Genomic DNA, 14,051 nt, shown 5'->3' with positions numbered 1-14,051 from the left:
AATGTCCAAGAACTAAATCCAAAAAAGATATTGATGTCTTTGAAATCTTTGGCAAAGGTTGTTCTCGGAACTAAATTGTTTTCACTGAATAATAAGAAGTTTTGAAATGTATAATAAAAAGCTTGATTCCAAGAGAAATCTACTCCAAAATGTCGTTTATCAATGAAATAAAAACTTAAAAAATTGAAAATAAAAATCGCAAAAAATGCTAATAAGAAAATCGAGAATCCTTGTCTTAATCGTTTCAAATTTGTTTTCAATGGGTATTGATTCCTGCTGTAAATTAATAGTACGATGGTCAAAAATGCGAATCCAGCTTCTTCGTAATCCAATGCTTTGAAAATATTTCCGAAAAGGGAAAGTATAGCAAATATTAAAGCAAAAACCCATGCAGATTTTAATCCTTTGATGAGATAAGATGATGTAATCAATAAAGCAATTCCAACAAATAGAATCATCAATTTTGAAAGATGCATGAATTCGGTTGGTAAATATAATTTTTCGAAATGCAAACGTTCTGCAAGAGGAGGAGTGATGACTGAAATTATATTAATCATTCCTAATGTAAAAATCATAACAGCAGGAAAAATTCGCGCAAATAGTTTTCTTCCACGCCACATAAAACTCAAACATCCAAAACCTAAAGGCAGCCAAAATTCGAAAACGCGATACAATAAAGTTGTAGCTAAACCTTGATTGTGAGAATAACCAAATTTTGTTAAAATATACACCATCGTAAATTCTACAGCGCCCAAACCTCTCAAAAATGGCGAAATAATCATCAATAAAACAGAAATCGTATATGCCAAAGCCGCCGCATCAAAAGTGGGTTGAATGCCTAACGCTAACATTGCGATGTAGACATGTAAAATCCCAGTAATTTCGATGATTGTCGAAATTAGAATCGTGAGATTAATATTTTTTCTGTCAAAAGAAGCTTCAAAAATTGGATTGATTTCTTCTGTAATCTTTGGAAATTTATTCTCTATAATTTGATAGAATTTATTTTTGGTTTTGAATGAGTTATAAATGAAATAAACCAAAATTAAAATTATGCCCAAAATAACTAATGATATCCATGAGTCATTAAAGTATTTGTTGACGTAAATACTATAAATAATGATGGGAACGCCAATGATGAAAACCGTTAATAATCCAATAAAACCATAAATAGAACTTGCTTGAATGATTTTATTTGTTTCAAATTGTTGTTTTTTGATTTGTTTGGGTAAATAAGCCAAAGAACTAATTCCGCCCGCTGGTAAAAAAACACTGATAAAATTTCGTTTGAGAAATAAATTGACAGCGTCCCAAAATTTAAGAGGTAAACCAACTGCTTTGAAACTTGTGATATACATTGCAGCTTGTAGCGAAATATAGAGAAGCGTAATTCCGAAACCGATCAACAGCCAAATAGGTTTTGCGCTTTGGATACTCGGAATAATTTGCATCATTTCTTTGCGTTCGCTTCTAAAAAATACAAATGCGAGTAATAAAATAAGTATTGCTAAAACTTGTTGCCAAGGTATTTTTACATATTTTATAGATTTTGGAAATCTCATGTTGGGATAGTTAGTTTTATTACTTCAATTTATTAAAAAATTAAATATCAAAACTTATGATTTGCTTAAAAATCTCTTATATTGAAAATAAAAATAAGATATGGAGACTGGATTAAATTTACGTCAAGCTATTTTGAATGATGCAGATAGAATTTGGGAAATTTTGCAACAAGCGATTCAGAAAAGAAAGAAGGAAGGAAGTGATCAATGGCAAAATGGTTATCCAAATCTAGATGTTGTGAAAAATGATATCTCAAATGGTTTTGGTTATGTAATTGAAAATGATGATAATCTAATCATTGGTTACGTCGCAATTATTGATGAAATAGAACCTGCTTATACAGCAATTGAAGGAAAATGGTTGAATGATGATCCATATATTGTGATTCATCGATTGGCTGTTGCGCAAGATATTAAGATGAAAGGTTTAGGAACTTGGACGATGGATGAGATTGAAAAAATAGCAATTACAAAGAAAATACAGAATATAAAAGTTGATACCAACTTTGATAATATTGGAATGTTGCGTGTTTTTGAAAAGTTAGGTTATCACTATTGTGGCGAAGTTTATTTTGATGGAAGTCCAAGAAAAGCTTTTCAGAAGATTATTCAGGATTTAACATGATTAAAGATTTCAGATAGAATTTATAAAAACTAAATAATCAAATTGATAAAAAGATTCCTTTTTTGGAATCTTTTTTTATGAATTTACATAGGGTAATTATGTTTAAAATGTAAAATTAATATTTTAACACCTAATTTTTATAGGGTGTAATTGAAAATAGATGATTTTATTTAAAAATAATCTAATTTTGATAGGGTTAAAATTAAAAACTTATGAAAGTTGGATTAAAATGGAAAGTAGCTTTTGCAATTATAACACTAGTTGCATTCGCTGGATTATTTTGGAAACCAGTTGTAGATATTCCAAATACAGGAGAATTCCTTAGCGAAGAAAATATTGTAAATTCAGATGTCGCCTGGATTTTAGCAGCTGCAGGATTGGTGTTATTGATGACGCCAGGTTTATCATTTTTTTATGGTGGAATGGTAGGTAAACGAAATGTTATTTCTACCATGTTACAAAGTTTTATTGCCTTAGGTGTGATTTCGATTTTGTGGGTTGTAGTTGGGTTTTCACTGTCTTTTGGTGAATCAATTGGTTTTACAATAAATGGAGAACATTACGGAATTATTGGTAATCCATTAAGTTATCCATTTTTTAATCATGTCGGAGCATTTCCACACAAAGACATGGCATCTACAATTCCATTTGTTCTATTTGTATTGTTTCAAATGAAATTTGCAGTCATTACACCAGCGCTTGTAACTGGTTCTTTTGCCGAAAGAGTACGTTTTATTTCGTATTTATTGTTTATGATTTTATTTAGCTTAATCATTTACACACCGCTTTGTCATATGGTTTGGCATCCAGAAGGTTTATTGAATAAATATTTTGGAGTTAAAGATTTTGCTGGAGGAACTGTTGTTCATATGAGTGCAGGATTTGCAGCATTGGCAGGAGCTTTGGTGATAGGTAAACGTAAAAACAGAGAACACAAACCTGCAAATATTCCATTTGTTATGCTTGGAACAGGAATGTTATGGTTCGGATGGTTTGGTTTCAATGCTGGTTCAGCTTTGGGAGCAAATGCCACAGCAGCTTTAGCTTTCGGAACAACAACAATTGCTTCTGCTTCTGGAATGATGACATGGATACTTTTTGATAGAATTAATGGTCGTAGCGTTTCTGCTATGGGAGCGTGTATAGGGGCTGTAGTTGGATTAGTAGCAATCACTCCAGCTTGTGGGTTTGTTACAATTCCTGAAAGTATATTTTTTGGCTTTATAACTGCTATGGTTTCAAATGTAATGGTTCATTGGAAAGTATTAAAAAGAGTTGACGATACTCTAGATGTTTTTGCATGTCATGGAGTCGGGGGAATCATGGGAATGATTTTGACAGCTATTTTTGCACATGGAGAAAATGCGAGTTTGTTACATGGCGGGGTACACGTGTTTGCACATCATATGATTGCTTTGTTGCTCGTTTCGTTATTTACTTTTTTCGGTGCGATTGCTTTATTTTATATTACAGATAAAATGATTCACTTGCGCGTGAGTGATAGAGCGGAGTTCGAAGGGTTAGATTTGTCGCAACACGAGGAAAGTTTGCATTAATTAAACAATAGTATTATAAAAAAATCCGACTACTTTTAAGTAGTCGGATTTTCAGTTTATATTAATCCAGCACGCTTTAATAAAGCATCTGCTGTTGGTTTATGACCTCTAAACTCTTCGTACAGTTTCATCGGTTCTACTGTTCCACCAGATGATAAAAGTTTATAGAATTTTTGAGCTGTTGCTGGATTGAAAATTCCAGTTTCTTGGAAAAATGCAAAGGCATCTGCATCCAAAACTTCGGCCCATTTATATGAATAATAACCAGATGAATATCCACCTTGAAAAATATGTGAGAATGAAGTACTCATCATATTTTTATCAATTTCTGGATACAACTCTGTTTGTTTGAACGTTTCTTTTTCAAATTGTTGTAAATCATTAATTTCAGCCAAATCATTCGCATGATATGCCATATCCAATAATCCAAAACTCAATTGACGAACAGTTTGATAACCTTCCATAAAACTTGAAGAAGCTTTTACTTTTTCAATTAATTCTTGCGGAATAATTTCTCCTGTTTGATAATGTTTTGCAAATAATTTTAAAGCTTCTGGTTCGTAACAGAAGTTTTCGTAAAATTGAGAGGGTAATTCAACAAAATCCCAATAAACATTTGTTCCAGAAAGACTTTCGTACGTTGTATTTGGTAACATTCCGTGTAGCGCATGTCCAAATTCGTGGAACAATGTTGTTACTTCCTGAAATGTCAATAAAGATGGCGTGTCTTTCGTTGGTTTTGTAAAATTACAAACAATCGAAACGTGCGGACGTTTGGTATTTCCATTCACATTAGAAGCTTCTCTATAACTTGTCATCCAAGCACCAGGGCGTTTTCCTGCTCGCGGGAAAAAGTCTGCATACAATAAACTTAAGAACGCTCCATTTTTATCTAGAACTTCATAAGTTGTTACTTCATCGTTGTATTTATCTATGTTGTGAATTTCTTTAAACGTAATTCCATATAATTTTGTTGCTACATCAAAAGCTCCTTCAATCACATTTTCTAACTGAAAATAAGGTTTCAATTCTTCGTCAGAAAGACTGAATTTTTTCTGTTTTAATTTTTCAGCATAATATGCATGATCCCAACGTTGCAATGTTTCAATCCCATCAGTTTCTTTTGCAAATGCAGTTAATTCCTTAATTTCTTTTTCTGCAAACGGTTTTGCTTTCGTTAATAAATCATTCAAGAAATCTAAAACTGTCGTAGGTGTTTTTGCCATACGTTCTTCCAAAACATAATCAGCATGCGTTTTATAACCTAATATTTTAGCACGTTCGTGACGAAGTTTTACAATGTTTTTGACATTTTCTTCGTTGTTAAATTCATTATTTTGATAAGCTTTTACACCATTTGCTCTAAACAATTTCTCTCTTAATTCACGATTTTCTGCGTATTGCATAAACGGAATATAGCTTGGTGCTTGCAACGTAATCAACCAACCTTCGTGATTTTTTTGTTCAGCATCGGCTTTTGCTTGATCAATTGCATATTGAGGTAAACCTTTCAAATCATTTTCATCTGTAATAATCAATTCGTATGCATTAGTTTCTGCCAATACATTTTGACCAAATTGCAACGATAACATCGAAAGTTGTTTGTCAATTTCGCGTAATTTATTTTTGTCTTCTTCGTTTAGATTTGCACCATTTCTCGAAAAACCTTTGTATTTTTTTTCTAATAAATAAGCTTGTTCATCGGTTAAATTCAACGAATCCTTTTGATTATAAACGACTTTAATTCGTTCAAATAAATCTTGATTTAAGCGAACATCATTTCCAAATTCAGATAATAAAGGCGAAACTTCTTGCGCAATTTCTTGAATTTCATCATTCGTTTCAGCCGAATTAAGGTTGAAGAAAATAGAAGAAATTCGTCCTAATTTTTCACCAGAAAGTTCCATTGCTTCAATTGTATTTGCAAAAGTTGGCGCTTCAGGATTCGCAGTAATTGCATCTATTTCTGCTTTCGCTTCTTCAATTGCTTGGATAAAAGCAGGTTTGTAATCTTCATTTTTGATTTTAGAAAAAGGAGCACTTTCAAAAGGTGTTTCAAATTTTTCTAATAACGGATTTGCCATTTATAGTGTATTTTTTTAGTTAAAATATATTTGTTTGAACTCTTTCAAATTCTAATCCAAATGTAAGAAATCTGACAAATCGTCAAATTTAATGTGTGATTAATTTAGAGTTATTTACATTTGTTTTAAAAGTAAACAATTATGAGTGTAGCCTTAATATTCAATCAAAAACCAACAGAAGAATGGCAAAGAAATTTACAAGAATTGTTGCCAGATACGAAAGTTGAAGTTTATCCAAATATCTCAAATTCAGATGATGTAGAATTTATTGCAACTTGGAAACCGCACAGAAATTATGTGGCTGAATTTCCAAATCTAAAAGTTGTACAATCTGTTGGAGCAGGAATTGACCATTTGTTGCATACCAAAATTCCAGATTCAATAAAGGTGTCACGTATTGTTGATCCTGCTTTGAAACAAGAAATGTTTGAACATGTTTTGGCTTGTGTTATGACTTCAATGAAAAATTTGTTGACGTATTATAAAGATCAAGTTCGTAAAGAATGGAAACCTACTACTTATCAAAATATCAAGGAAACAACAATTACAATTTTAGGATTAGGTGAAATCGGAAAGTTAGTAGCAGAGCAATTTGTTGCTTTAGGTTTTCAAGTCAAAGGTTGGTCGAATTCGCCTAAAAATATAAATGGAGTAGAATCTTTTGCTGGAAAAGAAGGCTTGAATGTTGCAATTTCTAAAACTAATTTTATTGTCAATATTTTGCCTTTGACAGGTGATACAGAAGGTATTTTGAATAAAGACTTTTTTAAAGAATGTTCAGCTCATACAGTTTTGGTTAATGTTGGTCGTGGAGCACATTTGGACGAAAAGGATTTATTAATTGCAATAGAAGAAAAACAAATAAAAGAGGCGTATTTAGATGTTTTTATAGAGGAACCTTTACCTGAAAATCACCCCTTTTGGTCGAATGAAAATGTTTATGTAACACCTCATATTGCGAGTGTTACAAATGCAACAACAGCTCTAAAACAAGTTGCAGATAACTACAACAGAATGAAAAATAACGAGACTTTATTGAATGAAGTTTCATTAGAAAGGGGATATTAGATATACCAAAATGACGTAAGATTTTGTTAAAAAGACGCATTTACGTTTTTACTTGTCAAAAAAATCTTTTAACATTGTATTCGAAAAAATAAAAGCTAAAAATGAGTGATTATATTCAACTTTATTCAATTGATAATATTTTAAGAACTTACAAAGAAGAAGCAACTGATCGTCGGTTAGCAATCTTTGACGTAGGTCCTGAAAACAATTATTATTTTGTAAAACGAAAACCTTATAAGTTTACGTCGCTTGGGTTGATTTTAATTACTGCAGGAACATGTGAAATCACAGTAAATTTAGAACCAACGTTAATTAAGCGTGATGATATTATTGTGGTTCTTCCAGGTCAGTTGTTCGAGATTATAGAACACTCGGTTGATTTTGCTGTTCAAGCAATCTTCATTGATTCAGATTTGATTATTGAAGCTGGTTTTCACGTGAAATCCAATAATTTAGTAGAGTTTTTGTCGTCTAAATATCCTAAAATCATTTCTTTAGATAAAAAGATTGTACGTGATATGCGTTACAATTTGAACAAGATTAGTAAATACACCATCAAGAACGAAAATATTTTTGCAAAAGATTTGGTTTTACATCATTTTTCGGTCTTGATGTACGAGATGGGAAATTACTACAACCAAGCTGTAATGGCAAAAAGTACTACGAAAGAAGTCAGAAAGGAGGAATTAGCTAAACAGTTTTTGTATTTAGTTTCAACTCATTTTCGTCGTCAGCGTAATGTACAGTTTTATGCAGATGAAATGTTTATTAGTCGTAAGCATTTAACCAAAATTATCGTTGAAGTCTTTAATAAATCGCCTAAACAAATCATTGCCGAAGCCATTGTCTTAGAAGCAAAGGTCTTGCTAAAGAACCCAAAATATAGTGTTTCTGATGTTGTGACAGAATTAAATTTTATAGACACCTCAGTTTTTAGTAAATTTTTCAAAAATTATGCAGGTGTTTCACCAACAACTTTCATCGCTTCTAACTAATAATTGATGTAAATCAATGCAAATGTGAAAACTTTCTAAAAACGTCTTTTTGACATATTATTACGTTTATTTCGCTAACTAATTTGTTAAATTGGATAGACCTTTGTTGCTCAAATTTTAATTGATGCGTCTTTTAGTAGATAATCGATACATGAAATTTGAATGAAAAGAATTTTATGGTGGTAGATTTTACAAAAAAAATATTTGCACATATTTCAGCAATCGGTGGTTATGTGCCAGAGAATAAACGAACTAATTCCGATTTAGAAAAGATTACAGACACTTCTGATGAATGGATTGTAAAAAGAACGGGAATTAAAGAACGTCGTATTTTAGAGGAAGGTTTAGCGACTTCTGATATGGCGGTTAGTGCAATTCAGAATTTAATTGATACATACAAAAAAGACATCAAAGATGTTGATGCGTTGATTGTTGCGACTTCTACACCAGATATGTTGATGCCTGCTACAGCGAATATTGTATGCGAAAAGTTAGGAATAGAGAATGTTTGGGCATTTGATATGAATGCAGCTTGTTCTGGATTTTTGTACGCGTTGGACATGGGCGCTTCGTTGATTGAAAGCAGACGTTACAAAAATGTTTTGGTAATTGGTGCTGATAAAATCAGCGCGTATGTAGACATCAAAGATCGTTCGACAAATATTTTGTTTGGAGATGGAGCTGGAGTAGTTTGGTTAGAGCCTACAAACGAAGAAGGAATTTTAGACGCTTTGTTACAGAGTAACGGAACAGGAAAAGAATTCTTGAATATAGAAGGAGGTGGTTCTCTGTATCCAGCGAGTTCACAGTTGTTGGTTGATGAAAAACGTTACATTAGACAAGATGGGAAAATTGTATTCAAAAATGCAATTCAATCGATGAGTGATACGTGTGTCAATGTTTTGAAACGCAACGATTTTTCTGTAGAAGATGTAAATTGGTTGGTTCCGCATCAAGCAAATAAACGAATTATTGACGCTGTTGGTAATGAAATTAATATTGAAGAAGGTAAAACTTTAATCAATATTGAGAATTACGGAAACACAATTGCAGCGACGATTCCGTTATGTATTTGGGAAAATACATCAAAATTAAAGAAAGGAGATTTATTGATGTTGACAGCCTTTGGCGCAGGTTTCTCTTGGGGTGCAAGCTTATTGCGTTGGACAATTTAATCAATAAAAATCATATATTTTTGTTCATAAAGAACGGCAATTTCTTGTCGTTCTTTTTTTTATTGTAAACCATTAAATTCTTCACCACACTTCTTACATTTGAACACGTTTTTGTAGTAAATAGGGTAGACCCAAAATATGATAGAAGATAATAAAGAAAGTAAGCCTTTTCCACCTTTCATTGACTTGTAATTGCTGTAATACTCATTGCTTCCACATTTTGGACAAACAAGAATTTCATCCAAATCATTGGTGTAATTTGAAGCATCAATTTCTTCTAAAACTTTCATGGCACGATCAGTATCTTCTTTCTTAATTTTTACTTTCACACCACCAATTGCATTCGATAAAAACTGATTCATCCCAACCGAATGTTCATCAAAAACAAAAGCATCAATTTGTTCACTTTCTAATTTCGAACGTAAAATATGTGCTTCAATAGGGCTTTCAAATGTTTTTAATGTAATAAGTTCCATGCTAATTGTGTTAAATATTCAATTCAATATCCGATATAAAATTAGTTCTTTTTATCTTAATGTCTTAAATTTTTTAGTAGATGAAAAATGTAATTCAATGTTTATTTTTAATTGTATTGATGATGAATACGACACATGCGCAAAACCTAAAACAAGTTGCTTATAAAGATGGTTCGCAAAAATTGAACGGTTTAGTAACTGATAACACAACAAAGAAAAGTCCAGGAGTTTTGATTTTACCGGCTTGGAAAGGAGCTGATAACGAAGCAAAACAAGCTGCAATAGATTTAGCAAAAGAAGGCTATATTGCGTTTGTTGCAGATATTTATGGAGAAGGAAACAATCCGAAAGATAATGCGGAAGCGGCCAAAATAGCAGGAAAATACAAGTCTGATTATGCAGCTTATCAAAAACGAATTGATTTGGCGTTGAAAGAGTTAATCAAAGCTGGTGCAGATCCAAGTAAAATTGCTGTAATTGGTTATTGTTTTGGAGGAACAGGCGCATTAGAAGCTGCTCGTGCACAATTAGCTGTTGTTGGCGTTGTTTCTATTCATGGTGGATTAGCAAAAGATTTGGCTCGAAAAAATATTCCTCTTAAAACAAAAGTTTTGATTGAACATCCTGCTGAAGATGAATCTGTAAAACCCGAAGATATTTCGAATTTAGTAATTGAAATGAACGAAGGAAAAACAGATTGGCAAATGATTACTTACGCAAATTCAAAACACACGTTTACCAATCCAGAATCACCTGATTACAATAAATTAATGGCAGATAGAGCTTGGAAACATACATTATTGTTTTTAGAAGAAGTATTGAAATAAAACCGTCAATTCGAGTGAGATTCTTTTTAGAGTTTTGTATCGAGAATAAGGTTTTAGAAGATAAAATTTATCTTAATTCTCGATACAATTTTAATAAAAACTGTAATATGTAAATCTACTGAATAAACAATTGTATCATTTCATACCAAAAAGCAGCTGTAAAAAAGCCTACAATAATACTGATACCAATAGTCAAATTGGTTAGTTTGGTGTTGAGTTTAAATTGTTCCGCAATAATACTCGATGTCACTAATGTAGGCATTGCAGCTTCAAAAATAGAGATTTTAGCCACATCACCTTTTATTCCAATTACGATGGCTAAAAGCATTACAACTGCAGGCGCAATCATTAATTTGTAAACCATAGACATCGAAATTTGTGACCATAATTTTCTCCAACCATTAAACTTTAATTGCAATCCAACCGAAAATAAAGCCAATGGACCTACGGTTGCAGCTAATTTGTCGAAGAATGGTTCGGCAGGAGATAAGTCGATAAATTGAGATAAAATCAATGCACTAATACAACCCAAAAATGGTGGGAAAGTAAATAATCGTTTCAAGATAAATTTAGAATCTATTGCTCCAGATCCATTACTTCCGCCTTTTAACGCAGAAACTATTCCGATGGTTGACAAGCATAAAAACATGGTTTGATCACAAATAATAGCAATACTCAAATACTTTTCTCCATAAAATGCTGAGATCAAAGGGAAACCAATAAAAGATGTATTGCTATAGCCGCTTGCCAATTCTAATGTTCTTCTCGAACGCTCCGAATACCCTTTTGCTTTGCTGTAGAATTTCATATAAAACAAACTTCCAACGGCTATAATGACAGTCGAAAAGATAGGAAATAGCATCTCTTGCGACCATTCTACTTTTTGTAAATACTTAAACGAGACTGCTGGTAAAGCCAAATATAAAATCCATGTATTGATCCCTTTATGAGCATCAGGATGTATAGATTTTGTTGCTTTAAACACCATTCCGGCGATTATACAGACTGCGATTAATATAAAGTTTACCATTTTTAGATATTTGGAATGCAAAGTTACAATCCCATTTTTTTTTACCCTTAAGATATCACTTTTTATTCAATGCTTATTTTTTATAAAATGGCAAGATTAGATATATTTAATTTATTATTATTGAAAATTACTTTTGAATAATGATTTTCATTTTCCAAAATAGCTGTAAATGGAGTAGGAGTTATTGTATCAGTTGTAGGAAACCAAGTTGTTTTAATAAAGTAATTTGGTAATAATATTTTCCCTTCATCTGAACCATTAGTACCAAAAGTTTCAAAATCTCCTTTCCAGAATTTAGATGTTGTTTTCTCTTCTAATACCAGATTGGTAGCTTCAATATCAGTTGTAGGTAAACCAATTTCAGAAATTCCTAAAATAGAATGTTGATCAAATTCTACATCGTTCTCATAAGCTAAATTATAATGTGTAATCATCTCAGCAAGATTTCTAGCTCCATCATAGAAATAAAAAGATTGTGCATTCCAATTTTCGAAGTTTGCAATATGTTGATCAGCATCGGTGTTTAGGATTTTAGTTTTATTTTGTATCCAATTAAATGCCTTTTCGAATTGATTTTTACAAACTAAAAAACTGAAATGATAAATATGTTCTTCGTTCGATTTTATAAAAGTTAATCTTGTCCAACCAACTTGTAAACTAAACTGATTTTCGTTTTCTTCAATTAACTCAAAAGCTAAAATAGTCGTATAAAATGATTTCGTTTTTTCTAACTCGTTTGTATATAATTGTAATTCTCTTATTTTCATTTTGTTATTTTTTATAAAAGTAAATCAACAAAAAAGAAGAAAGTAACAAGTTGAATTGATTTAATTAATCGCGTTATAAGAAAACTGTTTAATCTACTTCATACTCCAATAAGGCGAGATATGGATTACCTTTTAACTCAAGAACTTTTGCAAAAGCAGGTTCAGTTTTGTAACCATTCTTTTTAAGTTCGATGATTTTGTTTTTGAATGACTCGTCAAATTTTTCAAGTAGTTTCGCCTCAATGAGCATATGTCGATAGGCATTTTGTTCGGTTGGAATCTTATTCTCTAAATAAATCTCAATTTCAAACGTATCAATTCTAAAATTACACGTCAAACAAGTTTCGTTATTGTTTATTAATTGATCTATTTTGAATTCAATATAATGAGAAAAATTCTCTGTTAAATGATTTGTGGCCTTTTCAAAATTAGATGTTTCACCAATAATATCAATGTCACTATTTTCAATATTGATTTCAATCGGAATTGTACCTACTACAATAGGTTTGTATGTGTCAAGTTTTTCTAAAATTTGATGATTGCGCAACAAATGAAACACATTGTGTTGTATTTCATTTCCGTGTTCTAAATAATCAATGGTAAGAAAATTTTGCATCATTTTATTCTCATCATAGTTACCAAAGAAGTAGCAGCATGCGTTTCTTTGTTCGTTGTTTCGTTAACCACAAAAATCTCTGTGCGTATGGTGCTTATCTTTTTTCCGCCTTTTATCACATAGGCTTTTGATAGTAAATAATCACCCAAAGCAGGTCGTAAATAATTCACTTTTAACTCAACTGTTACCACATAACAATCGTCGTCATAGTGAGAAACAGCAGCATAACCAGATGAAACATCAACCAAAGAAGCAATCATAGCACCATTAAACATTCCGTGTTTACGTGTCATCATTTCTTGTTTCGGAATCTTAATCGAAACATAGTCTGTTTCGCATTCGATAAGTGATGCGTTATAAAATTTTAAGGTTTCCGAACGATTAAAACTTGCTTCTACTAATTCTCTTTTTTCTGACGTCATATAAAATTGCTTTCAACAAATATAGAGATTTGTCGAAAGCAATTTCAGTTATGCAGTTACGTTATTCAAGTTTTCTTCTCTGATAATTGTATTTTGATGCGACAAAATTACTTTATCCAAACCGCGGTAATAATTCCCTTTGTCGACGGTAATCAATAAATTATTTTTCGGAATTTTATTGATAATCTTATCGTTCGGGAAATGTTGTTTCGAGTTTTTGAAGGTAATAAATACATCATCTTCAGTTAGATTTTTGACATCATCTTCCGAAATAATATCAATCAATTCATAAGGTAAATAAAGTTGATCGAAGATATAATGAAACGTTTTAAGACGTTTTCCGTTCAATTCTTTGCTATGTTGCAAAAAATTTCTCAATCTATGTACAACAGCGTAGAAATTACCTACCAAAGGCGGTTTGGGAATATTACGCTCGAACAAGCAACCATCAATCAAACTAAGCGGAAGTTTGATATTCAATTCATCTGTTTTTACATTGTATAGATGACGATAATCCAAACCTCTTCTCTTGAATTCTTCGACAATATGATCTTTTAGCGCAGGAACTGTAATAGGTAATTGTTGGTTGATAAAATCGACCAATTTTCATCTGATATAGGAGCTAAATTAAGCTCAGAAATGTTTTGTGACATACAATAAATAGTTAAAATAAAACAATTATTGTATTTCGATAATAGGGGATTTTTCGTTGTTTTTGGATGAACTCCCGTATTGTTTTACCACCGTGGAGACTCCTCTCGGTTGGTATCGTTTTCTACGATTCGAAATACTGTGTAAAACTACATAAAAAATTGAATATCTAGTAATCTATTCTAATAATTTTATTT

Annotated in this window: 14 protein-coding genes and 1 riboswitch (1 of these 15 cut by a window edge); of the genes, 6 read left to right on the top strand and 8 right to left on the bottom strand. The window is 31.7% G+C overall.

Translation table 11 applies throughout. The features are described from left to right. On the bottom strand, positions 1–1,562 hold the 5' portion of the coding sequence (locus FH779_RS11200) for a flippase-like domain-containing protein (RefSeq protein ID WP_180904751.1). It extends 1,021 nt beyond the left edge of the window; only the first 1,562 of its 2,583 coding nucleotides appear in the window; the start codon lies at positions 1,560–1,562; its stop codon lies beyond the left edge, outside the window. A 100-nt stretch (positions 1,563–1,662) separates the two neighbouring features. On the opposite strand from FH779_RS11200, the gene FH779_RS11195 reads away from it, so the two are divergent. After that, complete coding sequence (locus FH779_RS11195) at positions 1,663–2,187, top strand: GNAT family N-acetyltransferase (protein WP_180904750.1); 525 nt, start codon at positions 1,663–1,665, stop codon at positions 2,185–2,187. Between the two features lie 212 nt (positions 2,188–2,399). Next, positions 2,400–3,743 carry an ammonium transporter gene (locus tag FH779_RS11190; protein ID WP_180904749.1) on the top strand — a complete coding sequence of 448 codons (1,344 nt, stop codon included), beginning with the start codon at positions 2,400–2,402 and terminating at the stop codon, positions 3,741–3,743. A 56-nt stretch (positions 3,744–3,799) separates the two neighbouring features. Here FH779_RS11190 and FH779_RS11185 read toward each other — a convergent pair whose 3' ends face one another. Continuing rightward, positions 3,800–5,827: a M3 family metallopeptidase gene (locus FH779_RS11185; protein WP_180904748.1), complete on the bottom strand. Its 2,028-nt coding sequence runs from the start codon at positions 5,825–5,827 to the stop codon at positions 3,800–3,802. Between the two features lie 141 nt (positions 5,828–5,968). On the opposite strand from FH779_RS11185, the gene FH779_RS11180 reads away from it, so the two are divergent. The 3 genes from FH779_RS11180 (at position 5,969) to FH779_RS11170 (ending at position 9,065) form a co-directional block, all read left to right on the top strand. Continuing rightward, positions 5,969–6,895 (top strand): 2-hydroxyacid dehydrogenase, encoded by a 927-nt coding sequence (locus FH779_RS11180; RefSeq protein WP_180904747.1) that lies wholly within the window; start codon positions 5,969–5,971, stop codon positions 6,893–6,895. Positions 6,896–6,996: 101 nt separating this feature from the next. Further along, on the top strand, positions 6,997–7,890 hold the full coding sequence (locus FH779_RS11175; protein WP_135836286.1) for a helix-turn-helix domain-containing protein: 894 nt from the start codon (positions 6,997–6,999) through the stop codon (positions 7,888–7,890). Positions 7,891–8,066: 176 nt separating this feature from the next. Continuing rightward, on the top strand, positions 8,067–9,065 hold the full coding sequence (locus FH779_RS11170; protein WP_115001184.1) for a beta-ketoacyl-ACP synthase III: 999 nt from the start codon (positions 8,067–8,069) through the stop codon (positions 9,063–9,065). A gap of 59 nt (positions 9,066–9,124) precedes the next feature. Here the strand turns inward: FH779_RS11170 and FH779_RS11165 are convergent, their stop codons facing one another. After that, positions 9,125–9,541 (bottom strand): putative signal transducing protein, encoded by a 417-nt coding sequence (locus FH779_RS11165; protein WP_115001183.1) that lies wholly within the window; start codon positions 9,539–9,541, stop codon positions 9,125–9,127. Between the two features lie 80 nt (positions 9,542–9,621). On the opposite strand from FH779_RS11165, the gene FH779_RS11160 reads away from it, so the two are divergent. Further along, positions 9,622–10,368, top strand: coding sequence for a dienelactone hydrolase family protein (locus tag FH779_RS11160; RefSeq protein ID WP_221414066.1), 747 nt, complete (start codon positions 9,622–9,624; stop codon positions 10,366–10,368). Between the two features lie 115 nt (positions 10,369–10,483). Here the strand turns inward: FH779_RS11160 and FH779_RS11155 are convergent, their stop codons facing one another. From FH779_RS11155 to FH779_RS11135, 5 genes are all read right to left on the bottom strand, one after another. Further along, on the bottom strand, positions 10,484–11,398 hold the full coding sequence (locus FH779_RS11155) for an AEC family transporter (protein WP_180904746.1): 915 nt from the start codon (positions 11,396–11,398) through the stop codon (positions 10,484–10,486). A gap of 80 nt (positions 11,399–11,478) precedes the next feature. Continuing rightward, the gene (locus FH779_RS11150; RefSeq protein ID WP_180904745.1) at positions 11,479–12,165 is read right to left on the bottom strand and encodes a VOC family protein; all 687 of its coding nucleotides are present in this window, start codon (positions 12,163–12,165) and stop codon (positions 11,479–11,481) included. A gap of 88 nt (positions 12,166–12,253) precedes the next feature. Beyond that, positions 12,254–12,784, bottom strand: coding sequence for a DUF4269 domain-containing protein (locus FH779_RS11145; protein WP_180904744.1), 531 nt, complete (start codon positions 12,782–12,784; stop codon positions 12,254–12,256). After that, complete coding sequence (locus FH779_RS11140) at positions 12,781–13,203, bottom strand: PaaI family thioesterase (protein ID WP_180904743.1); 423 nt, start codon at positions 13,201–13,203, stop codon at positions 12,781–12,783. Before FH779_RS11140 ends, FH779_RS11145 begins: the two co-directional genes overlap by 4 nt. A gap of 48 nt (positions 13,204–13,251) precedes the next feature. Continuing rightward, positions 13,252–13,806, bottom strand: coding sequence for a hypothetical protein (locus FH779_RS11135; RefSeq protein WP_180904742.1), 555 nt, complete (start codon positions 13,804–13,806; stop codon positions 13,252–13,254). 98 nt (positions 13,807–13,904) lie between these two features. After that, positions 13,905–13,999, bottom strand: a riboswitch (SAM-I-IV-variant riboswitch). Positions 14,000–14,051 lie beyond the last annotated feature (52 nt).

Origin of the sequence: Empedobacter falsenii (assembly GCF_013488205.1) — a bacterium.
GTDB classification, from domain to species: Bacteria; Bacteroidota; Bacteroidia; order Flavobacteriales; family Weeksellaceae; genus Empedobacter; species Empedobacter falsenii_C.
The sequence above is the reverse complement of the archived record's forward strand: the minus strand, read 5'-3'. Positions and strand labels throughout refer to the sequence as shown.

Bases quoted from the DNA above. Each gene is read 5' to 3' on its own strand.
- FH779_RS11195 (WP_180904750.1), top strand. From the start codon at position 1,663: ATGGAGACTGGATTAAATTTACGTCAAGCTATTTTGAATGATGCAGAT.
- FH779_RS11190 (WP_180904749.1), top strand. From the start codon at position 2,400: ATGAAAGTTGGATTAAAATGGAAAGTAGCTTTTGCAATTATAACACTA.
- FH779_RS11185 (WP_180904748.1), bottom strand. From the start codon at position 5,827: ATGGCAAATCCGTTATTAGAAAAATTTGAAACACCTTTTGAAAGTGCT.
- FH779_RS11180 (WP_180904747.1), top strand. From the start codon at position 5,969: ATGAGTGTAGCCTTAATATTCAATCAAAAACCAACAGAAGAATGGCAA.
- FH779_RS11175 (WP_135836286.1), top strand. From the start codon at position 6,997: ATGAGTGATTATATTCAACTTTATTCAATTGATAATATTTTAAGAACT.
- FH779_RS11170 (WP_115001184.1), top strand. From the start codon at position 8,067: ATGGTGGTAGATTTTACAAAAAAAATATTTGCACATATTTCAGCAATC.
- FH779_RS11165 (WP_115001183.1), bottom strand. From the start codon at position 9,541: ATGGAACTTATTACATTAAAAACATTTGAAAGCCCTATTGAAGCACAT.
- FH779_RS11160 (WP_221414066.1), top strand. From the start codon at position 9,622: ATGAAAAATGTAATTCAATGTTTATTTTTAATTGTATTGATGATGAAT.
- FH779_RS11155 (WP_180904746.1), bottom strand. From the start codon at position 11,398: ATGGTAAACTTTATATTAATCGCAGTCTGTATAATCGCCGGAATGGTG.
- FH779_RS11150 (WP_180904745.1), bottom strand. From the start codon at position 12,165: ATGAAAATAAGAGAATTACAATTATATACAAACGAGTTAGAAAAAACG.
- FH779_RS11145 (WP_180904744.1), bottom strand. From the start codon at position 12,784: ATGATGCAAAATTTTCTTACCATTGATTATTTAGAACACGGAAATGAA.
- FH779_RS11140 (WP_180904743.1), bottom strand. From the start codon at position 13,203: ATGACGTCAGAAAAAAGAGAATTAGTAGAAGCAAGTTTTAATCGTTCG.